Source organism: Sebaldella sp. S0638 (assembly GCF_024158605.1).
Lineage (GTDB): Bacteria > Fusobacteriota > Fusobacteriia > Fusobacteriales > Leptotrichiaceae > Sebaldella.
In genome coordinates this window covers 1-22732 of the sequence record NZ_JAMZGM010000062.1, presented here as the reverse complement: position 1 = coordinate 22732, position 22732 = coordinate 1, and the positions used below count along the sequence as shown (strand labels likewise).

Annotated in this window: 33 protein-coding genes; 31 read left to right on the top strand and 2 right to left on the bottom strand. The window is 34.5% G+C overall.

Annotated features, from left to right (window positions below; all coding sequences use genetic code 11):
* Positions 1-171 precede the first annotated feature (171 nt).
* Both NK213_RS14910 and NK213_RS14905 read left to right on the top strand, forming a co-directional pair.
* Entirely contained in the window at positions 172-972 is an 801-nt protein-coding gene (locus tag NK213_RS14910) for a prohibitin family protein (RefSeq protein WP_253350437.1), read from the top strand.
* 9 nt (positions 973-981) lie between these two features.
* Positions 982-1269, top strand: a complete 288-nt coding sequence (locus NK213_RS14905; RefSeq protein ID WP_253350436.1) for a hypothetical protein — start codon at positions 982-984, stop codon at positions 1267-1269.
* Here the strand turns inward: NK213_RS14905 and NK213_RS14900 are convergent.
* Positions 1253-1396, bottom strand: a complete 144-nt coding sequence (locus NK213_RS14900; RefSeq protein WP_253350435.1) for a hypothetical protein — start codon at positions 1394-1396, stop codon at positions 1253-1255. The two genes, NK213_RS14905 and NK213_RS14900, sit on opposite strands and share 17 nt — an antisense overlap.
* 69 nt (positions 1397-1465) lie before the next feature.
* On the opposite strand from NK213_RS14900, the gene NK213_RS14895 reads away from it, so the two are divergent.
* A complete protein-coding gene (locus NK213_RS14895) occupies positions 1466-1810 on the top strand; it encodes a winged helix-turn-helix domain-containing protein (RefSeq protein WP_253350434.1) in 345 nt (114 codons plus the stop codon).
* Positions 1811-1955: 145 nt separating this feature from the next.
* On the opposite strand, the gene NK213_RS14890 is transcribed toward NK213_RS14895, so the two are convergent.
* A complete protein-coding gene (locus tag NK213_RS14890; protein WP_253350433.1) occupies positions 1956-2219 on the bottom strand; it encodes a hypothetical protein in 264 nt (87 codons plus the stop codon).
* Positions 2220-2333: 114 nt separating this feature from the next.
* On the opposite strand from NK213_RS14890, the gene NK213_RS14885 reads away from it, so the two are divergent.
* From NK213_RS14885 to NK213_RS14760, 28 genes are all read left to right on the top strand, one after another.
* Positions 2334-2864 (top strand): hypothetical protein, encoded by a 531-nt coding sequence (locus NK213_RS14885; protein ID WP_253350432.1) that lies wholly within the window; start codon positions 2334-2336, stop codon positions 2862-2864.
* Complete coding sequence (locus tag NK213_RS14880) at positions 2865-3044, top strand: hypothetical protein (protein WP_253350431.1); 180 nt, start codon at positions 2865-2867, stop codon at positions 3042-3044. It abuts the gene before it with no gap.
* Positions 3041-4426 carry a DNA (cytosine-5-)-methyltransferase gene (gene dcm / locus NK213_RS14875; protein WP_253350430.1) on the top strand — a complete coding sequence of 462 codons (1386 nt, stop codon included), beginning with the start codon at positions 3041-3043 and terminating at the stop codon, positions 4424-4426. Before NK213_RS14880 ends, dcm begins: the two co-directional genes overlap by 4 nt.
* On the top strand, positions 4423-4551 hold the full coding sequence (locus tag NK213_RS20470; protein WP_256478764.1) for a hypothetical protein: 129 nt from the start codon (positions 4423-4425) through the stop codon (positions 4549-4551). Before dcm ends, NK213_RS20470 begins: the two co-directional genes overlap by 4 nt.
* 1 nt (position 4552) lies before the next feature.
* A complete protein-coding gene (locus tag NK213_RS14870; protein ID WP_253350429.1) occupies positions 4553-4705 on the top strand; it encodes a hypothetical protein in 153 nt (50 codons plus the stop codon).
* Between the two features lie 4 nt (positions 4706-4709).
* On the top strand, positions 4710-5684 hold the full coding sequence (locus tag NK213_RS14865; RefSeq protein ID WP_253350428.1) for a site-specific DNA-methyltransferase: 975 nt from the start codon (positions 4710-4712) through the stop codon (positions 5682-5684).
* A gap of 3 nt (positions 5685-5687) precedes the next feature.
* A complete protein-coding gene (locus NK213_RS14860; RefSeq protein WP_253350427.1) occupies positions 5688-5942 on the top strand; it encodes a hypothetical protein in 255 nt (84 codons plus the stop codon).
* On the top strand, positions 5943-6227 hold the full coding sequence (locus NK213_RS14855) for a hypothetical protein (protein WP_253350426.1): 285 nt from the start codon (positions 5943-5945) through the stop codon (positions 6225-6227).
* 50 nt (positions 6228-6277) lie between these two features.
* Positions 6278-6721 (top strand): hypothetical protein, encoded by a 444-nt coding sequence (locus tag NK213_RS14850; protein ID WP_253350425.1) that lies wholly within the window; start codon positions 6278-6280, stop codon positions 6719-6721.
* Complete coding sequence (locus NK213_RS14845; RefSeq protein ID WP_253350424.1) at positions 6721-7878, top strand: DUF2800 domain-containing protein; 1158 nt, start codon at positions 6721-6723, stop codon at positions 7876-7878. Before NK213_RS14850 ends, NK213_RS14845 begins: the two co-directional genes overlap by 1 nt.
* Positions 7879-7891: 13 nt before the next feature.
* Positions 7892-8476 (top strand): DUF2815 family protein, encoded by a 585-nt coding sequence (locus NK213_RS14840; protein WP_253350423.1) that lies wholly within the window; start codon positions 7892-7894, stop codon positions 8474-8476.
* Positions 8477-8538: 62 nt separating this feature from the next.
* Positions 8539-10506 carry a DNA polymerase gene (locus tag NK213_RS14835; RefSeq protein WP_253350422.1) on the top strand — a complete coding sequence of 656 codons (1968 nt, stop codon included), beginning with the start codon at positions 8539-8541 and terminating at the stop codon, positions 10504-10506.
* 9 nt (positions 10507-10515) lie between these two features.
* The gene (locus tag NK213_RS14830) at positions 10516-10917 is read left to right on the top strand and encodes a MarR family transcriptional regulator (protein WP_253350421.1); all 402 of its coding nucleotides are present in this window, start codon (positions 10516-10518) and stop codon (positions 10915-10917) included.
* A gap of 30 nt (positions 10918-10947) precedes the next feature.
* The gene (locus NK213_RS14825) at positions 10948-11466 is read left to right on the top strand and encodes a hypothetical protein (RefSeq protein ID WP_253350420.1); all 519 of its coding nucleotides are present in this window, start codon (positions 10948-10950) and stop codon (positions 11464-11466) included.
* A complete protein-coding gene (locus NK213_RS14820) occupies positions 11467-13863 on the top strand; it encodes a virulence-associated E family protein (protein WP_253350419.1) in 2397 nt (798 codons plus the stop codon).
* A gap of 403 nt (positions 13864-14266) precedes the next feature.
* Positions 14267-14578: a VRR-NUC domain-containing protein gene (locus tag NK213_RS14815; RefSeq protein ID WP_253350418.1), complete on the top strand. Its 312-nt coding sequence runs from the start codon at positions 14267-14269 to the stop codon at positions 14576-14578.
* A 2-nt stretch (positions 14579-14580) separates the two neighbouring features.
* On the top strand, positions 14581-15957 hold the full coding sequence (locus NK213_RS14810; RefSeq protein WP_253350417.1) for a DEAD/DEAH box helicase: 1377 nt from the start codon (positions 14581-14583) through the stop codon (positions 15955-15957).
* Between the two features lie 5 nt (positions 15958-15962).
* Complete coding sequence (locus tag NK213_RS14805; protein WP_253350416.1) at positions 15963-16433, top strand: hypothetical protein; 471 nt, start codon at positions 15963-15965, stop codon at positions 16431-16433.
* Entirely contained in the window at positions 16430-16576 is a 147-nt protein-coding gene (locus tag NK213_RS14800; RefSeq protein WP_253350415.1) for a hypothetical protein, read from the top strand. The genes NK213_RS14805 and NK213_RS14800 overlap by 4 nt, the downstream gene beginning before the upstream one ends.
* Complete coding sequence (locus tag NK213_RS14795; RefSeq protein WP_253350414.1) at positions 16576-16851, top strand: hypothetical protein; 276 nt, start codon at positions 16576-16578, stop codon at positions 16849-16851. The genes NK213_RS14800 and NK213_RS14795 overlap by 1 nt, the downstream gene beginning before the upstream one ends.
* The gene (locus NK213_RS20465; RefSeq protein WP_256478763.1) at positions 16826-16948 is read left to right on the top strand and encodes a hypothetical protein; all 123 of its coding nucleotides are present in this window, start codon (positions 16826-16828) and stop codon (positions 16946-16948) included. The genes NK213_RS14795 and NK213_RS20465 overlap by 26 nt, the downstream gene beginning before the upstream one ends.
* 71 nt (positions 16949-17019) lie before the next feature.
* On the top strand, positions 17020-17220 hold the full coding sequence (locus tag NK213_RS14790; RefSeq protein WP_253350413.1) for a LuxR C-terminal-related transcriptional regulator: 201 nt from the start codon (positions 17020-17022) through the stop codon (positions 17218-17220).
* Between the two features lie 147 nt (positions 17221-17367).
* Positions 17368-17808 carry a terminase small subunit gene (locus NK213_RS14785; protein ID WP_253350412.1) on the top strand — a complete coding sequence of 147 codons (441 nt, stop codon included), beginning with the start codon at positions 17368-17370 and terminating at the stop codon, positions 17806-17808.
* Positions 17801-18268, top strand: a complete 468-nt coding sequence (locus NK213_RS14780) for a phage terminase large subunit (protein WP_253350411.1) — start codon at positions 17801-17803, stop codon at positions 18266-18268. Before NK213_RS14785 ends, NK213_RS14780 begins: the two co-directional genes overlap by 8 nt.
* Before the next feature lie 271 nt (positions 18269-18539).
* Complete coding sequence (locus NK213_RS14775; protein WP_253350410.1) at positions 18540-19421, top strand: PBSX family phage terminase large subunit; 882 nt, start codon at positions 18540-18542, stop codon at positions 19419-19421.
* A gap of 1 nt (position 19422) precedes the next feature.
* On the top strand, positions 19423-21624 hold the full coding sequence (locus tag NK213_RS14770) for a phage minor head protein (protein WP_253350409.1): 2202 nt from the start codon (positions 19423-19425) through the stop codon (positions 21622-21624).
* Positions 21614-22090 (top strand): phage virion morphogenesis protein, encoded by a 477-nt coding sequence (locus NK213_RS14765; protein WP_253350408.1) that lies wholly within the window; start codon positions 21614-21616, stop codon positions 22088-22090. Before NK213_RS14770 ends, NK213_RS14765 begins: the two co-directional genes overlap by 11 nt.
* A 16-nt stretch (positions 22091-22106) precedes the next feature.
* A partial coding sequence (locus NK213_RS14760) for a hypothetical protein (protein WP_253350407.1) occupies positions 22107-22732 on the top strand: 626 nt, incomplete at its 3' end.

Here is a 22732-nt window from a genome sequence, read left to right as displayed (position 1 = left end):
CAGATGTATGGACTTTTGCCTTCAATTAGACTGTCAGAATCGTTATTTAAATTAACCCATTCGCCTAAAAGGCAAGCGTAAACATTTTTCAAAATAGTATCTCCTTTCAAAATAGGATAAGGGGATTATAACACAAATTTAAATATTAAAAAATAAAAAGGAGGAATATAAATGAAAAGAAATGAATATGGAGATATCCAATTAGAGAAAAAAGATTATGTGAAAATAGGTGTAGGAATTCTAATTTTAATAGGGATAATAATATCCTTACCATCTGTTTTCACTGTAGGGACAGGAGAAACAGCAGTAATAACAAGATTTGGTAAAGTCGTAAGAACAAAACAAGCAGGATTGAATTTCAAAATACCGTTGGTTGAAGGGAAAACAAAAATAGAAACACGGGAGCAGAAAATCCAATCGAAATTTTCAGTATCATCGGAGGACATACAAACAATAGATACAGAAATAGCGGTTCAATACAGAATATTAAATATATTAAAGCTTTATGAGGATTTTAAAAATGATTATAAGACTAGACTTTTGGAACCGAGAATAGCGGAGATAGTACAGGCAAATACTGCCAAATATACAATTGAAGAAGTAGTGGAAAAAAGACAACAGTTGTCACAAGATATATTCAATAATCTGAAAACCGATCTAGAGCCATATGGAATTCAGGTAACAAAAGTATCAATAATAAATCATGATTTTTCAGATGCATTTGAAAAAGCTATAGAGGCCAAGAAAGTAGCACAACAGAATGCCATGAAAGTAGAGATAGAGAATCAGCAAAGAATAAAAACTGCAGAAACAAATCTAAAATTAAAAGATTTGGAAGCACAGGCAAATCAAAAATTAACTGAATCTCTGACACCCTCAGTATTAAGAAAAATGTATATTGATAAGTGGGATGGAAAACTTCCAAAAGTACAGGGAAGTAATAGTATAGTAAATATGCCAATAGGAGAATAGGGTGTAAAAGTGCTAAAAGAGATAAATATACTGGGGAAAATATATAAAATTAAGTATGTGAAAAAAATAAATAATGACTCTGACCAATTCGGTGAAATTGATTATTTAAAACAAGTAATTAAAATCCGTAAAGACTGTAGTCCAGAATATCAGGAAAGTACACTACTGCATGAAATAATACACGGAATATTGGAACAGTTAGGGTTTGACGAGGAGAATAAAAACGAACACTTGATATGTTCCCTAGAGACAGGTTTATATCAAGTGTTGAAAGAAAATTCTATTTTTTCTTTTTAGGGGTAGAACGAGTTTGTGAAAGAGCACTTCCTGCAACAGATTTTGAAGCTGCTGATGTACGACCATCTTTCAAAATTTTTGAAGCTGTGGAAGCTACTTTTTTACTAGTTTGTTTCTTATTAGCCATGCTATCACCGCCTCTCGAATGAGGTTAATATATTATAACATAAAATTAATAAAAAAGTGAGGTATCAAAATGACAGAAATAAATGCAGTATTGGAATATCTACGGGATAATCCAAAAGCAATGAATAGAGAAGTAGCAGATAACCTGAAAATAGATTATGACAATGTTAAAGCGTATATCAATAGATTAAAAACTGGCGGATACATAGAAGTGCAAGGGCAGGGGATAACAAGAACTGTAACAGTATTAAAAGAAATGTCTGTTAGAGAGAAACCCACATCTAAAAACAGTTATAAGAAAGAAATCATAGAAACTATGATTGATAAGTATATGGAAGATTTCAAAGACAGCGGAACACTAAATGACAGAATAGAAGTCGGGAAAGTAATTTTAAGATTACTGGAAAAATTATAGAGGAGGAAAAATTATGAAAAAGTTTGAAGATGTACCCATAAAAAAATTAAAGAAAATATATAAAAAGTATATGGAATTAAAGAAATTTTCATCTACTTTGAAACCGCAAAAAATAAAAAAAGAGCGAAATTAATCACTCTTTATCCTAATAGCTATACTCGCGCCATGGAATTCTGGTGTAATCGATACTTGCTAAGAAATTTACTATGTCTTTTCTCCCATGATAAGTGGGGATACCTCGTGAGTCTTGAGCCATTAAAATAATCGGTACTCCGGGGAAAAGTGAAACGCAGCTATTCCTAAAATCTTCAATTGAAGATGATGACGATCTTAGGAGAGACATTTTAACTATTACGATTCCAAAAGTAATACCCTGTTCTGTAACTAAAGCACCTTGGAATTTAGCCATATAAAACGCTCCTTTCAAAAAATATTTAATAGATATGTGGAGTATCTATTAATGCAATAGTAACATATTTAAGAAAAAATTAAAAGAAGTCAGACAAATTATAGAGGTGAACCAATGAACCAGACAGTAGAAGAACTATTTGAGAATGACCCAGTGGCTATGAAACTTCATGAGGCTGCCTACGAAATGGGAAAAGGAGATGTATTTTTACAGCAGGCAATAAGACAGAAAAAATGTTCATTTGGTTATGGTGCTGAAACAAAAGAGGGTCGCTGGGTATATTTGATAAGTCGTGTGCAATTTGAGGAGTATCTGGGAACTGGGGATCGGAAATATAAAAATTTAACTTTAACAGAAGCTTCAAAGATCACAGGTTATAAATATATGTCAATTAAAAACGCAATAATACAAGGCAGATCACCATATGGTATATGTGTAGAAACTTCTCCGGGAAAATATGACTGTCATATAAGCAGAAAACAATTTAATGAATGGTGGAGGATTGAGCAAGGTATGGAAAAAGTATATGTTGTAAAGACTGAAACAGCGGAAATACCGCTAAATGATGAGGCTGATGCATGGAGAGTATACGACGAATTAAGAAAATACTGTTTAGTATCAGAGCCGGAAGAGAGGAGATTATAGATGCTATGTAAAGACTGTAAGTATTTAAAAGGATATAATCGAGGTTGGATAAGTACCAGATTCTTTTGTAAGATTGCACCGGGGGATGGTTATGACGGGACAGGATTAGGAGTTCATCCGTGGTATGGCAAACCTCATCCAAAGTGTCCTTTAAAAAATAAGAAAGAGAGGAGATTGTGAGACAACCTATAAAAGTTTTTGAGTTATTTGCAGGCATAGGGGCTTTTAGGCAGGCACTAAAAAATCAAAATATAGATCATAAAGTTGTGGCCTTCTCTGAGATAGATAAATATGCAATAGGAGCATACAGAGCAATACACGATGATTATGAAACTCCTAATCTGGGAGATATTAAAGAAATAACGCACTTACCGCCATGTGATTTACTTACATATGGGTTCCCATGTCAAGATATATCAATCGCAGGATATGGTAAAGGAATTAAAGAAAATACCAGGTCCGGTTTATTGTTAGAGGTTGAAAGACTACTTGATACATCTGCAATAATAGGAAACTTACCAAAGGTACTGATACTGGAAAATGTAAAAGCACTTATACAAAAAAAACATAAGCCTGATTTTGACAGTTGGATTGAGAAACTAGAAAGTTTGGGATATACGAATTACTGGCAAGTACTAAATGCAAAAGATTATGGAATCCCTCAGAATCGTGAAAGGGTTTTCGTAATAAGTATTTTAGGAGAGCATAAGCCTTACGAGTTCCCAGAAAAACAAGAATTGAAATTAAGACTTAGGGATTTGCTCGATAATGAAGTACCAGAAAACTACTATTTGAAAGATGAAAAAGTAGAAGAGTTTATATCAAGATTAGGAAAACAAGGTTATATATTAAGAAATGAAATAGCTGGAGCTGTAGTAAGTGGACAAATAAGAAATAATTTAGTTTTACCGACACTTACTCCTGACCGATTAGAAAAAAGGCAAAACGGGAGAAGATTTAAAAATAATGATGATCCTAGTTTTACTTTAACTGCACAGGACAGACATGGTGTAACTTTGATAGGAAGTTTAACAGATAAAAACTCACAAGGAGAAAGAGTTTATACAACAGATATAGCAGTCACTCAAAACGCCAATGGTGGAGGATTAGGAGCAAAGACAGGCTTATATTTAATAGGGAATGTTAACCCCAGCGAAAAAGGACAGAATGGACAAGTATTTAGTAGTTCTGGGTTATCTCCTACATTGACAACAAACAAAGGTGAGGGAATAAAAGTTTTAATCGATAAAGATGTATCAAATTGTATTACTGCAAACATAGGCAAAGGTGCAGATTTAAAAGGATATGTTGAAAAAACACGCAAACAGCTTGTAACAGATTGTACTTTAAGGATCAGACGGTTAACGCCAAACGAGTGTTGGCGGTTAATGGGGTTTACTGATGAAGCTTATCAGAAAGCAAGGCTTGCCCTAAATAATAAGTTTTATAAAGGAAAAGACAGGGCAAACAGTCAAATGTATAAACAGGCTGGTAATAGTATAGCGGTTCCTGTGTTAGAACCCATAATTAAAAATTTATATAGACAGGAGTGTAAATCATGATAAGAAAAATGTTTGAAAACCCGATGGTAAGCAACGGGAGAATAGTGTGTGACTGCTGTGGTCAGCCGATATGGGAAGATGAGAAACCCACATCAATAAAAGAATTAATGAAAGAGGTGAAATAAGATGACAATAAGACAATTCTGGAAAAACTTAACAAGAAACAGACGGGTAAAAAAATCAATTCGGAAAATTAAAGCAAATCATATGAAAGAGCAAGATGTTAAGGTTGAAAATGCTGAATTCGGTAAAAAATATAATATTGTGATTGGAGGGTGAGAAATTGGAATTTATACAAGGCGATGCACTGGAAGTTTTAAAAACTTTAGAATCAAATAGCATCGATTGCGTTGTAACCAGTCCGCCATACTGGCAATTAAGAGATTATCGAATAAATGGCCAGCTGGGATTAGAGGAAACTCTAGAGGAATATTTTGAAAATCTTATGGGGATATTTGATGAAGTGTATAGGATTTTAAAAGATACTGGTACAGTTTTTGTAAATTTAGGTGATACTTATTCGAATAATGCTGCTATACCAGTTCGTGGCCGAAAAGGATTTTTAAAAGGTGAAAATTATGAAATTTTAAAAAGAGAAACTAAGATAAAAAGAAAATCACGATTATGTATTCCGGAACGGTTTGCAATTTATATGATTGAATCTGGGTGGATACTTAGAAATAAAATAATCTGGAGAAAACCGAACATAATGCCGGAGAGTGTGAAAGATAGATTCACTAATGATTTTGAAGAGGTGTTTTTCTTTACAAAAAATCAAAAATATTATTTTGAAAAACAATACGAACCGTATGCAGAAAAAACGTTGAAAGCTTTTAAAAATGGAATAATACCAACAAGTCACAAGTATTTAGATCAGGAACAATTAAAAAATAGACCAAAGAGCAGGATGCGTGATGTAAAAAAAGAATGGTTGGCAGTCGTAAGTGATAAAGGTCGAAACATGCGTACTGTATGGGAGAATTTGTTATCAGATGAAGATGTTGAAAATATAGGTGATATTTGGAATATAGCAACAATAGGGGTAAAAGCAGCGCATTTTGCAACATACCCAGAGGAACTGGTAAGACGGTGTTTATCTGCAGGTTGTCCGCCATGCGGAAAAGTGCTTGATATGTTTTTAGGATCCGGAACAACTTTAAAAGTAGCTAAAGAATTAGGTATGGATGGTATAGGGATAGAGTTAAACCCTGAATATATGGAATTGGCCAGAAAAAGAATTGCAGAAAGTGAGGTGTAAGGTATGGAAAAACTAAAAGGAATTGAAATTATAGGAGTCGTAACAATAGCTAATAAGGTAAATCTAATGTTAGCAGTAATAGGTTCAAAAGACTGGTGGACTGCCGAAGTTCAGAAGGATAAAAAAGGATCATACATTAAGCTAAGTAATAAACACGTAAATATTGCAGAAACTACAGTCAGGAAAAAACACTATATAAAAGGCGAATTATGGTGGGCTGTTAATAGGTTTGAAAAGTATCTGGAAGAAGGTGAATAAATGAAAACAATAGAGTTTAACGATCTTCCTATAGGACCTGTTTTTAAATCGGGGGGGGGCTTGGTGTTGATGGTAAACGGCGAACCTAAGTTAAAATTACGGAAAAATGACAGTTTCGGCAGAGTTATATTTCAGGGAAAAGAAATGCTTTATGCATACAAAAGACTTACTAAAAAAGAATCAGAGTATTACTGTGGAGCAGAAGGAATGGTGTGCAATCATTTTATTGAGAGAAATAAAAATGACCGTGCGGGAACACAGTCATGTAAGGAAATTAAAGTTTAATTTTAATTTTAGTCAATTAATTATACCAAATTTAAGAGGAGGAATCAAGTATGGATTTTAAAATGACATTTAGTATGGATAAAAAGACCATAGAGTGCATAGATAGACTGGCAGGGGCATTAGCAGGTATTAAAAATATAGGTGATGTAGCACAGGAAAATACAGAGTTTGTGCCTGATAGTAATCCTGTAGCTGAGACAACTCAAGAGCCGAGTGTGCTGGAGACTAAAGTACAGGAAGAAACAACACCGGTTGCTGAACCCGTTGAACCGTCACCTGAACCAACACCCCAACCTGAAACAGCGACAAGAGTTTATACAAGAGATGAGTTATCAAAGGCATCAGCTGAATTTGCAAGATTAGGAGCCGATAAAAGAGAGCAATTACAAAATCTTGTAAAAGAAAAATATGGAGTAGAGGGCTTAATGAATATCTCGGAGGAAAGGTACGGAGAGTTTGCAGCAGACTTGCGGGAAATGGGGGCGAATATATAATGTCCCATGCAATACTTAGTGCAAGCGGGGCTAGCAGGTGGATGAACTGTAATCCTTCTGCAAGATTAGAGGAAACTGTGGAAAATACAACATCTGAATATGCAGAAGAGGGGACACTGGCTCATGCTCTTGCTGAGCTGAAACTAAGAAAATATTTTATAGAAACAGGCATGGCAAAAAAAACTTATACAACAGAATACAATAAATTAAAAAAACACAGACTTTGGCAAAATGAAATTGACAGTTATACAGATGAATACGTGGATCATATAAAAGCAATAGCAATGTCATTTAGTACCAGCCCATATATAGAAATAGAAAAGAAAGTAAGTTTTGAGGGTTATGTGCCTGAGGCATTCGGTACAGCGGATACTATTATTATAAGCGGTGACCGGCTATACATATTAGATTTGAAATATGGGAAAGGTGTGCCGGTGTATGCGGAAGATAATCCTCAATTGATGTTATATGCATTAGGAGCATATCTTGAATATTCTTTATTTTATGATATTAAGCATATAGAAATGCATATTGTGCAACCAAGGTTGGAAAACATATCAGTATTTAGTATGAAAACAGAAGACCTTCTGAATTGGGCTGAAACTGTAATAAAACCTAATGCACAAAGAGCATTTGCAGGTGAGGGAGAATTTAATCCAGGGGAACATTGTAAATTTTGTAAAGTAAAAGGCAGTTGCAGAGCAAGAGCAGAAAATTACTTTGCTTTGGAGGAACTGAAAGAAAAAGGGTCGTTACTTACTAATGACGAGAAAGCAGAAGCATTGCAAAGAGGAGCAGAACTTGATAAATGGCTTGGAGAATTAAAAGCTGAAATATACTCTGCTATTGAAAAAGGTGAGGAAGTAAAGGGCTGGAAGATTGTACAAGGCAGATCAGCAGGAAGAAAGTTCACAGATACTGATGTGGCTGTAGGAAAATTGAAAGAGCATGGGATACAGGAAGAATTACTGTTTGAAAGAAAAATGTTAACAGTGCCTCAAATGGAGACGGTTATAGGTAAAAAGGATTTTAAGGAATGGGTAGGGGATATGATAGAAACTATTCCGGGAAAACCTACATTAGTTCCTGAAAGTGATAAAAGAGAAGCAATAACTAAAAGAAAAGCCGAAGATGTATTCGGTAAAAATAATATATAAGGAGAGATATGATATGAATTTAAAGAAAACAGAAGTAGTGACAGGTAAAGTAAGATTGAATTTTCCGGTGTTATTTACACCAAAGGCAGATAAGAATGATCCAACTAAGATAAATTACAGCTGTCAGTTATTAATTCCAAAATCGGATACAGCAACAATGGCAAAAATAAGAGAGGCAATAGAAGAAGCTAAAAGAGAAGGTCTAGGGAAAAAATGGGGTGGGACAATGCCGCCTAATATTTCCGCACCGTATCATGACGGAGACGGAATAAAACCTGTAGCTGGTACAGAGTATGGTCCTGAATGTAAAGGACATTATATTCTTAACGTAAAAGCAAGTGCATCATACAAACCTGATGTAGTGGACGGACAGCTTAATCCTATACTGGATCAGTCAGAAATTTATTCAGGTATGTATGCAAGAGTACTGATAAATTTTTTCCCATACTTTAATAGTGGGAAAAAAGGAATAAGCGTAAGTTTCAGTAATGTTCAAAAAGTAGCTGACGGGACACCTTTAGGTGGTGCTCCTAAGAAGTCTGCTGATGTATTCGGTGAAGTAAAATATGATGATTTGACAGGAGAAGTAATAGTATAAAAATACAACATAGGAGCGGCTAAATTTTGGCCGTTCTTAGTTTTAAAAGACAGGAGATGAAAATGAATCATTTAAATATAGATATAGAAACATACAGCTCTGTAGATATAAAAACTTCCGGAGCATATAAATATGCACAAAGCCCTGATTTTGAGATACTTTTGTTTGCATACTCCTTAAATAATAGTCCTGTTAAAATTATAGATCTTGCCCAGGGTGAAAAAATTCCTGATGAAATAGTAAAACTTTTAAATGGTTCTGATTGTATAAAGCACGCATACAATGCTGCTTTTGAGTGGTGGTGTCTGAATCAGGCAGGATACAAGACAGATATAGCACAATGGCAGTGCACCATGATTCAAGGATTATATTGTGGTTATCCGGCAGGATTGGAACAGGTAGGAAAAGCACTTGGACTATCACAAGATAAATCTAAAAGTACAGCAGGGAAGAATCTAATAAAATATTTTAGTATCCCCTGTAAGGCAACTAAGACAAATGGCGGGAGACTAAGGAATTTACCACGCCATGAGCCTGAAAAATGGCAGATATTTAAAGATTATTGTGTACAGGATGTTATAACAGAGATGGAAGTGTTAAGACGTTTTGAAATATTCCCAGTACCAGATAAAGAATGGGATTTATGGAGATTTGATATTCTAATGAATTCCGAGGGCGTGAAAATAGATAAACGAATGGTTGAAAATGCTCTTTACATTGATGAAAAAGTATCAAATGATCTACAAGAAGAAGCTAAAAAGCTAACAGGTGTTTTGAATCCTAATAGTACAGCACAGCTTAAACCATGGTTGGAATCACAGGGGTTGGAAATAGACAATTTACAAAAAGAGACAGTATCAGAATTAGTGGAGACTGTAGTTGGCGATGTTAAGAGGGTGCTGGAAATAAGGCAGGAACTATCAAAAACAAGCACTAAAAAATATGTAGCGATGAGAGAAGGAGCCGGATCAGATGATCGTGTACGGGGGCTGTTACAATTCTACGGAGCAAATAGAACTGGAAGATATGCAGGCAGATTAGTGCAAGTGCAAAATTTACCCCGTAATTACTTAGATACACTTGATACAGCACGGGAACTTGTAAAGAATAATGACATAGAAATATTAGAATTATTTTACGGGAATATTCCAGATACATTAAGCCAGCTCATCAGGACGGCTTTTATACCTGAGGTTGGGAAAAAGTTTGTAGTAGCGGACTTTTCTGCAATTGAGGCACGGGTGATTGCTTGGCTTGCAGGGGAGGAATGGCGACAGAATGTATTCAGAACCCATGGGAAAATATACGAAGCATCGGCAAGTCAGATGTTTGGTGTTCCGATAGAGCGAATAGTAAAAGGCAATAAGGAATATGAATTAAGACAAAAGGGGAAAATAGCAGAATTGGCACTTGGCTATGGCGGTAGCGTGGGTGCACTTAAAGCAATGGGAGCTGACAAAATGGGACTGAGTGATGATGAACTTCAGGATATTGTTTATAGGTGGAGATCATCAAATAAAAGAATTTATGATCTGTGGCAACAATTAGGGAATGCAGCCGCCTATGTAATAGAAAATAAAGAATCGGTAAATATAAAAGGCTTGATACTGGCTTATGAATATGATTTTATAACCGGTCTTGATTTTATGACGATACAGCTGCCAAGCAAAAGAAAATTATATTATGCATCACCAGGGACAAGATTAAATAGTTGGAATGCAACAGTAATAACATACAAAGGAGTAAATCAGACAACGAGGAAATGGGAAACACAGGAAAGTTACGGTGGAAAACTTGTGGAGAATGTAACACAGGCTATTGCCCGGGATTGTTTGGCAGAAAGCTTAATAAGAGTGAAAAATAAAGGATTTAAGATAGTAATGCATATTCACGATGAAATAGTAGTCGAAACAGAAGAAAGTGTAACAGTGGACGAAATTTGCAACATAATGGGGCAGAATATTAACTGGGCTGACGGATTATTATTAAATGCAGATGGTTTCGAAAGCTATTACTATAAGAAAGATTAGAGGTTATGGATGGCGATACAATACAAAGAATATAAAGTTCTTGATAAGGATATCGGAGAACTAATAATGCTGAAAGTAGCCGGAGAGGATTTATTTCCGAAATCTATTGTTACTGTGGAAGATATAGAAGAAATGAAAATAAAGGATTTTATGTGGGAATTAGACGAGATATTAAAATCCGGAAGAATAATAGACTTTATAAACACTTTGTCAAGAAATAAATTAAAAACAATAATCAAGAAGCTAGTTTTAAACAGAGAAGAACTACAAATATACGACTTGCACCATAAACAGGGATATAAACAGGGAGATATAGGGAAGATGTTGGGAGTTACGCGACAAGCTGTAAATAAAAAAGTGAAGAAGATGAATGAGAGGCTGGAAGAAATCAGTAGATTGTTTGAAGACTAAACAGAATATATTTAAGGATGTGATTAATAAATGTTAAGTAATTTAAATGAAGAATATAAAAATAAACTGAAAACGATAAAGAATCATTTTGGTGAGATAAATCAGAAAGCTAAATTGTTGGAAGAACTGGAAGAATTTGAGCGAGCAATCAGAGAATTCTACCTGTGTAATAAAAACACAATAAAGGCGCTTTGGTCTAAGAAGACAGATATATCTAAAATTTTAGAAGAATTAACAGATTGTTATGTTGTAGCAGAACAAATAAATAAAATCGATTTCTTAGAATTTGTTCTAATCCCTATGCTTGAATTTTATATCCTTGATGTGAATCTTTTAGAGCGTTTCTTTAAACATGGTAAAAGAGGTGAAATTATAGAAATAGCAAGACAGAAAATAGACAGGACATTGGAAAGAATAAAAACTGGATATTATGAACCTGATATCTGCCCTAATTGTGGCGGTGATGGTTTTCATACTGATGAAGGTGAAAATTTTATAGACTGCGAATTGTGTAACGGAACCGGAAAGGTAGAGCGAAAGGAGAAGTAAATGGAGAACAACAGGGATATAGTAATCAGTAATGGTAATAGTAGAAAGTCGATAGAGTGGAAAACGGAAGTAATGAAGTGGTCTGATTTTGTTAATAAAATAAAAACACCAGTTCGTACTGATGAAACTTTAGAAGAATTTTTGGCTATGAAAAAACCGGATCAGGATGGGTTAAAAGATGTGGGTGGCTTTGTAGGCGGGAAGCTCAAAGAAGGTAAGAGAAGAAATACAAATATACTATCAAGGGATCTCGTAACTCTTGATCTGGATAATATAGAAGCTGGGAAAACAGAGGAAGTATTAAAAAGAATAAGCAGCCTTAATATTGGATATGCTGTATATTCAACAAGAAAACATTCAGATTATCAGCCAAGATTAAGAGTTATTATCCCTGTTGATCGCAGTATGACCTCTGATGAATACGAACCGGTGGCAAGAAAATTAGGTAATATGATAGGAATAGGGCTGTGTGATCCTACCACTTTTGAAGTAGCAAGGTTGATGTTCTGGCCTAGCTGCAGTTCTGATAGTAATTATGTTTATAAATATGAGGATAAGCCTTTTATAAAAACAGACTGGATACTGTCACAATATAAAGACTGGAAAGATGTTACAGAATGGCCACAGGTTCCGGGATATGACAAAGTAAGAGAAAATCAGGTAAAAAAGCAACAGGATCCCACAGAAAAGGACGGAGTAATAGGGGCATTTTGTAAAGTATTTAATATCTATGAAGCAATAGAAAGATTTATTCCTGACAGTTACGAGATATGTGATGTAAAGGACAGATTAACTTTTATGGGCGGGAGTACTTACGGCGGGGCAGTAGTATATGATGATAAATTTGTATATTCCCATCATGCAACGGATCCGGCAGGACAAACTTTATGTAATGCCTTTGATTTAGTAAGACTTCATAAATTTGGCGGTCTTGATGATGTGGCAAAAGAGCTGACACCAAATGGGAAGCTGCCTTCTTTTGTTGAAATGCGGAAATTGGCATATGGAATTGATGAAGTTGCTGAAATATTGAATAAAGATAGATATAAAAGAGCTTTTGATGCTTTCGGAGTAGATGACGATGTAGACTTATCGTGGATGAACAGTCTTAAGAAAAACCAAAATGGAAAAAATGAAAAAACAATAAGAAATATAGAAATAATACTAGAAAATGACGTTCTTTTAAAAGGGAAAATAGCTTTAGATGATTTTGCTACCAGAAGTTTAGTATTAGGTCGTCTGCCTTGGGATAACTCAGAAGAAACAGAAGTCAAAAGAGAGTGGGAAGATGTCGACGACAGCAGTCTGAGAAATCATCTAGAGGAGTTTTACGAGATTACCGGGAAAGACAAAATATCGGATGCACTGAGTATAGTAGCTAAAAAGAATAAAATAAATGAAGTGAAAAAATATTTAGAAAGTTTAATTTGGGATGGCATAAAAAGATTGGATACACTTTTAATCGATTATTTCGGGGCAGTTGATAACGATTATACAAGACAGGTAATGAAAGTAGCTTTGACTGCTGCTGTAGCCAGAGCAATAGACGGTGCAGTTAAATATGATTATGCTCCCATATTACAAGGAGGGCAGGGGAAAGGGAAAACTACTTTTTTTAGGACTTTAGGTGGTCCTTGGTTTAGTAATAGTTTAGATAATTTTGATGGTAAAGAAGCAGCTGTGACAATACAAGGTGCTTGGATAATAGAACTTGGGGAGTTGTCAGGTATGGGAATGTCAAAAGTAAATGCCGTAAAACACTTTTTATCAAAACAAGAGGATAGATACAGAGACCCTTTTGGTCATAGAAACAGGAATCATCCCAGACGTTGTGTCTTTTTTGGGACTACTAATAACTGGGAGTTTTTGAGAGATAAAACAGGTGATAGAAGATTCTGGCCAATTGTAATACTGGAACAAAAACCTACCAAATCTGTGTTTGATGATTTACCAAAAGAGGTGGATCAGATATGGGCAGAAGCATATGTTAATTTTATAGCTGGTTTAAAACTTGATTTAGATGGAGAAGAAGCGAAAGCAATAGCCCTTGAAATGCAAAAACAACATAGTGAAAGCTCACCTAAAGAAGGAATAATATCGGAATTTTTGGAGACCGAAATACCGGAAAGTTGGAACTCTAAAACACTAAAACAGAAAATAGAATATGTAAGAAGCCCGTTCGATATAGAAGTAAAGGAAAAAATGGTGAAAAGAGACAGAATTTGTGCTTTGGAAATATGGTGCGAGTGTCTAGGCGGAGATGTAAAAAATATGAAGACAGCAGATTCAAGAGAAATAAATTTAATTTTAGAAAACTTATCAGGATGGAATCGACTTAAAAAGACATTAAGATTTGGCTGTTATGGGGTACAAAGAGGTTTTGAAAGAGCAAATTAAGTGTTACACCTCAAGACTTTGTAAATAGCGTTTTTGATAAATGTGTAACAATGTAACAGAAAAATTAGAAAGTTTTTTAAAATAAACAGATTAAGAGTTAAAAATGATGTAACAAAGTGGTGAAAAGGTGTAACATTAAAAAAGATTAATGAAACAAAAAAATGAGAATGTTACACCTTTTGATACATAGTCAAAGTACTATTAATACTACTATATATATATGTATGTAACATGTAACATATATTTTATAACTTTTATATAATATATGTATATTAAGCATATTATGCAATATATACGTTTTACTTAATATGCTTAATTCGTTTATTTCGTATATAGTATAAACTTATATAGAATCTGTTACATCTTTTAGAGATAAATTTGCCTAAATAAAAAAGGAGACAATATGTTTAAAAATGAATTAAAAGAAAAAGATATTGAAAAATATTTGAGAGATGAAATAAAAAAACTCGGAGGCATAGCATATAAATTTGTAAGTCCGGGTAATGCAGGAGTGCCAGACAGATTAGTGTTGTTGCCCGGAAGATGGTCGTTTTTTGTAGAGTTAAAAGCTCCGGGAAAAAAAACAAGAGCAATCCAAGACAGTCAGATCAGGAAAATTAGAGATTTAGGGTTTGGGGTTATGATCATTGATTCAAAACAACAAATTGACGGACTGGTAAGAGAAGCAAGAAAACGCTTAGAAAGGACTAAATAACAATGGAATTCATACCACATAATTATCAAAAGTATTGTATTGACAGAGCTGTATCAGATAAAAGTTTAGGATTATTACTTGATATGGGGCTTGGTAAAACAATAATAACATTAACGGCAATAAATGATTTGATATATAGCAGGCTTGATGTTGAAAAAGTTCTGGTAATAGCTCCAAAAAAAGTGGCAGAATCTACTTGGAGCAAAGAAATAGAAAAGTGGGAACACTTGAGATTATTAAGAGTTTCTAAGGTCTTAGGGACCTTGAAACAAAGAATAAAAGCTCTTAATACTCCGGCGGACATCTATGTTATTAACCGGGAAAATACACAATGGTTAGTTGAATATTATCAGAATTCATGGCCGTTTGATATGGTCGTAATTGACGAGCTGTCATCATTCAAAAATCATCAATCCAAAAGATTTAAAAGCCTGAAGTTAGTCCTTGGAAAAATAAAAAGAATTATAGGACTGACAGGAACACCGGCACCTAACGGGCTGATTGATATATGGGCTCAGATATATCTACTTGACCAAGGGCAAAGACTGGAAAAAAATATAACAGGTTTCCGGGAAAGATATTTTAATTATACAAGATATGGAGATCAGAGCTTTGGTACATATGATTTGAAAGATGGTTCAGAAGATTCAATACATAACAAAATATCGGATATCTGTATAAGCATGAAAGCAGAGGATTATCTGGAATTACCAGATATAAATTACAACAGAATATCAGTTGAACTTGATACGAAAGCCCAGAAAGCATATGACGAATTAGAAAAAGAAATGATACTTGAGTTAATTGAAACTGGAGAAACCGTAGATGTGACCAGTGCAGCAGCTTTAACAAATAAGCTTTTACAATTGAGTAATGGTGCTGTTTATGATGAGGATAGAAAAATCCATGAAGTACATAATTGCAAGATAGAGGCTTTCCAAGAGCTCGTAGAAGCTCTAAATGGACAATCAGCATTAGTTTTCTATTCTTTCAAACATGACAAAGACCGGATTAAGAAAAGTTTGTCAAAGTCAAATTTGAGGGTCAGAGAGCTAAAGACTGATCAGGATGTGACAGACTGGAATAACCGGGAAATAGATATATTACTCACGCATCCTGCAAGTAGTGCATATGGTCTGAATTTACAAGCCGGAGGAAACCACGTAATTTGGTTTGGATTAAACTGGTCTTTGGAATTGTACCAGCAGGCAAATAAAAGGCTTCACAGACAGGGACAAACTAAAAAAGTATTTATACACCACCTGATAACAGAAGGAACAAGAGATGTGGATGTAATGGCAGCACTCGGAGATAAAGGAGATGTACAGGAAGCATTATTAAACAGCTTAAAAGCAAGAATTGATAAGTATAGGAGATGATAAGAATGGATATAAAAAATATAGAGAGATTAATTGAATTAAAAGGTTTTGAATGGGGGAAGCGAAACAGAATTAAAGAAAATTATGGTAGCAGCATGAACAGCTTAGTATTTGAGAGGCTTACAAAGAGTGTAAACGGTGAGAATAAATGGATTGATATGTTCAATGTATCAAAAAATAATCTGGATGAACTAGAATTCTACGGCTTAAAAGTGATGCTTAATGAAAAGCCTAAGCTTACGAGGAAAGAGAAAGATGTTGCAGAAAGTATTGAGCCGGAATTTTGGTTATCAAGAGACATGAGTGGAGATTTATATTTAAGTTCTCATAAACCGGATATACCAAAAGGTTTTAACCATTGGAGAAGTAAAGGGTGGAATTTAAAAATAAATAAAGAACTATTCACCTTCATCACATGGGAAAGCGGAAAAGCTTGGAGCAAGGCAGAGCTTATGGAATTAGAGGTGGCGGAATGAAAGAGATAATAATAACTTTTGTAATATGTGTGACAATATACAACATATGTGCTGCCACTTTGGAATACAGAGCAGAGATTAAAAAGCTGGAAAAGATACAGTTTTTAGAAGATGTTAAGAATTGGAAATATGGAGGGAGCTAATGAAAACAGAGAAATTTTTAAGAATCCGGATAATTTTATTTTTGGTGATACATTTTATGATGTGTGTAATCTTTGCACCTCTGGAACTAATATTATTAATTTTAGGCCACATATTCGGGAAAATTTATGAGAAAAGACCGAAACTAAGATATGTGACGGAAAAGCAGTTTAAGAGCAAACTTGTGAGATGGTATGCTGGGAAATTCCATGGGATGTATGAGACAGATTTGAGAAGGAAGTGGGATAGAAATGGAAAAACTAAAGAAGATAGTTGATTTAAGGACGCCACTAACAGAAAAAGAAAAGGAAGAATATTTTTCAAAACTTGTGAGTGAAATAAATTCAAAAGGTACGGGAGAAAAAAAGAATTGATAAACTACTCGCCTTTTTAAAAACTAATAATACTCAAAAGAACTTAGTAATGTTTAGGAGAGTGAAAATGAATGATCAAAAATAAAGAAACCCCATTAGAGAAATTAAGCCCTAGAGAAATAGAAATTTATAATTTGAGGCTTCAGGGATTATCAGAATATATGATTGGGGCTAAATTAGGACTTTCGAGAAGTACTGTTCACAGCCATATTGAACGAATTAGAAAAAAGCTGTTGTCAACCATGATCAAAATTGACAAAAGTATGATATAATAAAAAGAAAAAAGAAAATTAAATAAAAGCAGGGTATTTATTATCTTGTGAAGGATGTGGAGCTACTGAGCTACCGTCAAATGATGATGTAAAAGTCATTGTTTTTCGGTAGCTTTTTTTATTTTAAGCATACGGAGGTGATAAAAAATGAAGTTATCAGAAAAGCAAAAAAGATTTGCAGATTTCTATGTTGAATGCGGTGGTGCAATAGAGGCGGCAAAGAAGGCAGGATATAGTGATACCTATGCAGAGAAAAGAGCACATGAGCTGTTGGGTAAAGTAGGTATAAAAAAATATATAGAGGCAAGACTGGAAAAAATGCAAAGTAAAAGAATAGCTAATGCAACAGAAGTAATGGAACATTTATCATCTTCGATGCGAGGTGAAATAAAAGAAGAAGTTGTAGTTACAGAAGGTACAGGAGACGGTATGAGTGAAGCTAAAATAATAAAAAAACAAATAAGTGCTAAGGATAGATTAAAAGCAGCAGAGCTACTCGGAAAAAGATACAGTCTGTTTACAGAAAAATTAAATTTTACAGAAGCTGTTCCTGTCGTGATAGTCGGAGAGGATGATCTGGATGAATAAATACACCAAAATAAGATTGCCAGATATTGTCGGAAAAGGGTATAAAACTTTCTGGAATGCAAAAGAAAGATACAGACTGTTAAAAGGTAGCAGAGGAAGTAAAAAAAGCAAGACGATGGCATTATGGCTCATATACAACATAATGAAACATAAAGATTCCAATGCTCTGGTAGTGAGGAAAGTATTTAATACTTTGAGAGACAGCAGCTATACGGATCTGATCTGGGCGACAGAGAGGCTGGGAGTAAGTCATCTGTGGAAAGCAACAAGAAGCCCTCTTGAATTAAGCTACATTCCGACAGGGCAGAAAATCTTATTTAGAGGTCTTGATGATCCTCTAAAATTAACATCAATAACAGTATCGGAAGGATATCTGTGTTGGTGCTGGATTAAGAGATCGGTTCAGCACATAAAAATAAACTCCTCTAATTGCTGGAACACCCTAACTAAATTGACTTAGAGGGCAATCAGCAGCGAAGTTTACAAATGTGGAAAACTGGCTAAAGAATACACAAAGCAGACAAAAATAATAGCAAAGATATAAAAATAGGTATCTGTATGTTATTAGAAAGATAATACCACAGAGTAAAAACGTTCAACGACTATCGAAAGCAGGAAAATCTCCTGATGAGTAGAGTAGGATTCAAGTGAATTCGAAACGGGGAGCACTCAAATGAGTGAAGATATAGTCTGAACTGTGCAGTAATGTACAGAGGATAAGCGGAAACGGCTTGTTCGTAACACAAAGCGAAGAAGCATACGAAATAACAAATGAAGATGCCTTTAATAAACTTGATTTATCCATAAGAGGAAAATTACCTGATCATCTCTGGAAACAGATAACATTCACATTTAATCCTTGGAATGAAAGGCACTGGCTGAAAGCGAGATTCTTTGATACAGAAGATGAGGATATACTGGCATTAACTACCACTTACAAAGTAAATGAATTTCTGGGCGAAGATGATAGAAAAATCTTTAAGAAAATGAAACGGGATAATCCAAAAAGATACAGAGTAGAAGGAGAAGCAGAGTGGGGAATAGCAGAAGGTCTTGTATTTGAAAACTGGGAAGAAAAAGAGTTTGACTACAGGGAGATATCCAAAAGAAAAGGAGTGGTCTCAAGATTCGGACTTGATTTCGGATATACGAATGACCCGTCAGCTTTCATAGGATATCTTGAAGATGAAGAAAATAAAGAAATTTATGTATTTGATGAATTCTATAAACCCGGAATGCTGAATGATGAAATAGCAAGACAGATAAAATACATGGGTTATGAAAAGGAAGAAATAATAGGAGATTCAGCAGAACAGAAGAGTATAGAGGAAATAAAAAGACACGGAATAAGAAGAATAAAGCCATCAGTTAAGGGAAAAGACAGTATACTCCATGGAATTCAGCTATTACAGCAATACAAAATATACATTCATCCAAGATGCGTAAACACAATAACGGAATTTTCAAGCTACATCTGGGATACAAAGGACAGCAGAGTTCTTAATAAGCCGGTAGATGCCTTTAATCACATAATAGACGCGATGAGATATGCGATATATAAACAGCCTAAAAAGGGAATAGACATAGAAAGATTGTTAGGGAAAGGAAAATAAAATGTTTTGGAAAAACAGGAAGCCAAGAGAGCCGTCATATATAACAAATAAAAACGTACTACAAAATATAGCGAGAAATGTAATTGATATAAACGGCTATGATATTGAATATAAGAACGTTTATGAGGCTCATGAATTACAGGAAATATTTGAATATATAGACATAAATACAGCAATCTCAACATTGGTAAGAGGAGTAACTTCACGGGAATTAATCTTTACAAGTGAAAAAGGTGTAGTTAATGATTCCCAAGAGAAAACTCTGCTTGAAGAAGGGCAGAGAAGGCTAAATAACATAAAAAGCAAAGTAAATTTTATCAGAGAACTGGCAAAAACACCTTTTCTAAAAATAACAGTCCATGAAGTAATCTACAATGAAAATTTTGAGATAGAAAGACTGGATTTTATTCCGAGAGAATTAATCAGATATGATAAAGAAAAGAAGGAATTCTACATACAAAGCAAAATATCCGAGAAGATATATCTAAATAATCCAATGAAATGGCATATATCCATATACAACGAAGATGTGACAAAGCCATACGGAGAAACATTACTAAAGCCCATATTGAAGACTTATGAGGAAATAAAATACATCAAAGGGAAAATGAACGGAATAATAGAAAAGTATGGTGGGACTATCGTGTTGTTTGGTTATGATCCGAATCTTGAAGATGAACTGGTGGAAAAGACGGGTCAGGAACTAAAAAGAATGATGGATAAGAATACAGTTGGAATTCCAAATGCGGGTGGGATAAAGGATAGTATAGTACTGTTGAGGCTTGCAGACTTGAATATAGAAATACATAATTTACTAATGGAAAAGCTGGAAAGAAAAATATTTCAGAATATCCTGGGAAGTACTTTAACCATAAATGACGGTAGTGCAAATGGTAATGGGACTCAGGCATTAGGAACAATCCATCAGGAAGAAAAGGAAAAGATAGAAGATGAAATAGCGCTTTTTGTAAGGGAAGAACTGGACAAAATAATTGATATAGACGGTTTAATCCATGGATATGACCCGAATCAGTATTACATAGAAATAAACAGGCAGCAGGATCGTAAAAAAGAACTTGAGATAAAGAACTTAGAACAGGACGAAGTAAATAAGAAGGCGGATCAGATAGTAAAGCTATCACAGGCAGGGTATGAAATAGATGAGACGGAATTACAGGAAGTATTCGGATATAAGAGCTTAAAGAAAAAAGATGAACAGCAGCCAAATAACCCATTTACGGAGTTTTCCAAGAAAAATACTGAAGACAGTAATAAAAAAACAACAGAATACATGGAAAGGCTCAGGAAACAAATAGTCCCTGAAATAAGTAAAAAGATAGCGGATCAAATAAAAAATATTACTTCTATAGAAGATATTCGGACTATAGATACCGGAACAAAGAACCATGAAAATTCATTAATCTTATCAGAATTATGGGGACAGTATTTAACGATAAAAGATAGAAGTAAAACAGCCGAGTATAAAAAGAAAAGTGAGTTTGCCGTATATTCTGAAATAGATCTGCAGGATATATTCAATATGACTTTCAATGAGGCAATAAACTGGTTACTAAACAGAGAGCCCCAAACGTATGATCAGATCCAAAGAGTAATGGAAAGATACAGAACAAATTACTTCTGGATAAAAAGAAGTACTGATTTAGAAGTAACAAAGACATTGTATTCAGAATTACTAAAGAATCTGGAACTTGGCCAGACCTTTGAAGACTTTAAAAAGAACATAGATATTGAAAGCTTAGGCTTTGGAAAAGACGGATATTATCTAAGACAGGTATTTGACCAGACAATGATAAATGCACAAAGTGTAGGTCAGTGGGAACAATTACAGGAAGGTATGCAGTATGGATTCATTTACGGCCTGTATGATGCCATATTAGACGGAAGGGAGACAGATTTATGTAGACAGTTAGATGGAAAAGTGTATAGATTAGACAGTCCTTTCTGGGAGGTATATTATCCGCCAAATCATTTCAGATGTAGAAGCAGAGTAACGGCTTTGAGTGAAGAGGATATGACTAATTACGGATACAGAGCAGAAAGCGGAGAAATAGGGACAAATCCTCAAAAAGGCTTTGATAAGAATATAGGAAGTAATTACATATCAGGTATAAAAAGATATGTAAACCAAAAGGAAAAAGAAGCTGAGGAACTTTACAAGAAGGTATCTAATTATGAAGGCTAAACTAAAAGTAATAAGGAATCTCAAGAATCTGGATAAAAGAGTAAAAGCAGTAAAGAGTATGTATGATATTACTTATCTAACAGGAAAAATCTCAAGGGATATGAAAAAAGAAGTGGATATGAGGTTTAGAAATGAAGTAGACACTGACGGCAGACCATGGAAAGGGTTAAAAGGAAATACCATAATATCAAGATACAATTCAGGTCTTAAAAAGAAGAGGGGAAGAAGAGCAGTAAAAGGCAGAAGCAGAATATTAAGTAATACAGGAAGGTTAAGAAATTCCATAAGGGCACGAAATACAAGAACAGAAGCTATTGTTGGAACAAATACAAAGTACGCAGCAGTCCATAATTTTGGATATCCAAAAAGGAATATCCCACAGCGACGATTTATGGGCTTAAATAGAGGTCAGAGGATAAAGTATAAGGATTGGATAATAAAGTGGAAGAAAGGTCAGTTAAGATAAGAAACGAGGCGAAATAGTGAAGATAAAAGTATTTAAAAGTGGGAAATACCCACAAGGTGAGTATGATAAGGAGAAGGTAAAAAATATATTCTCCAAAGCAAAAGAAACGGATGCAATATTCCTGCATACATCATTGTGGGCAAAAGATGAAAAACCATTAAACTTAGGGAAATTCAATAATTATGAGTTTAAGGAATCTAACGGAGAAGTAGAAGTATTTGCAGATCTGGAATTAAATGAAACAGGCAAGAAGTTTTACAATGGGAAAGTACTAAACGGAGTATCGGTGGAGCTTCCTAATGATGAACTTACAAAAATAGCAATACTGCCAAATAAAGTTAATCCGGCAGTAGATGGGGCAGAGTTTCAAGAATCACCCATATTCATGGAATTTCAGGAAATAGAACCGGAAAAGAAACCAAAAGAAAAAGGAGAAGATAATAAAATGGATAGAAAAGAAATGTTGGATACATTAACAAAAACAGAAATAGAAGCACAGGCAGAAAGACTGAATATAACGGTAGCGGAAAAGCTAAAGCCGAAAACACCAGAAGAACTGGAAAAAGAAATCACGGCAAGAATAACAAAAGAAGCAGAGGATAAAGCTAAAGTACAGGAATTCATGAAAGAACATGATAAAAA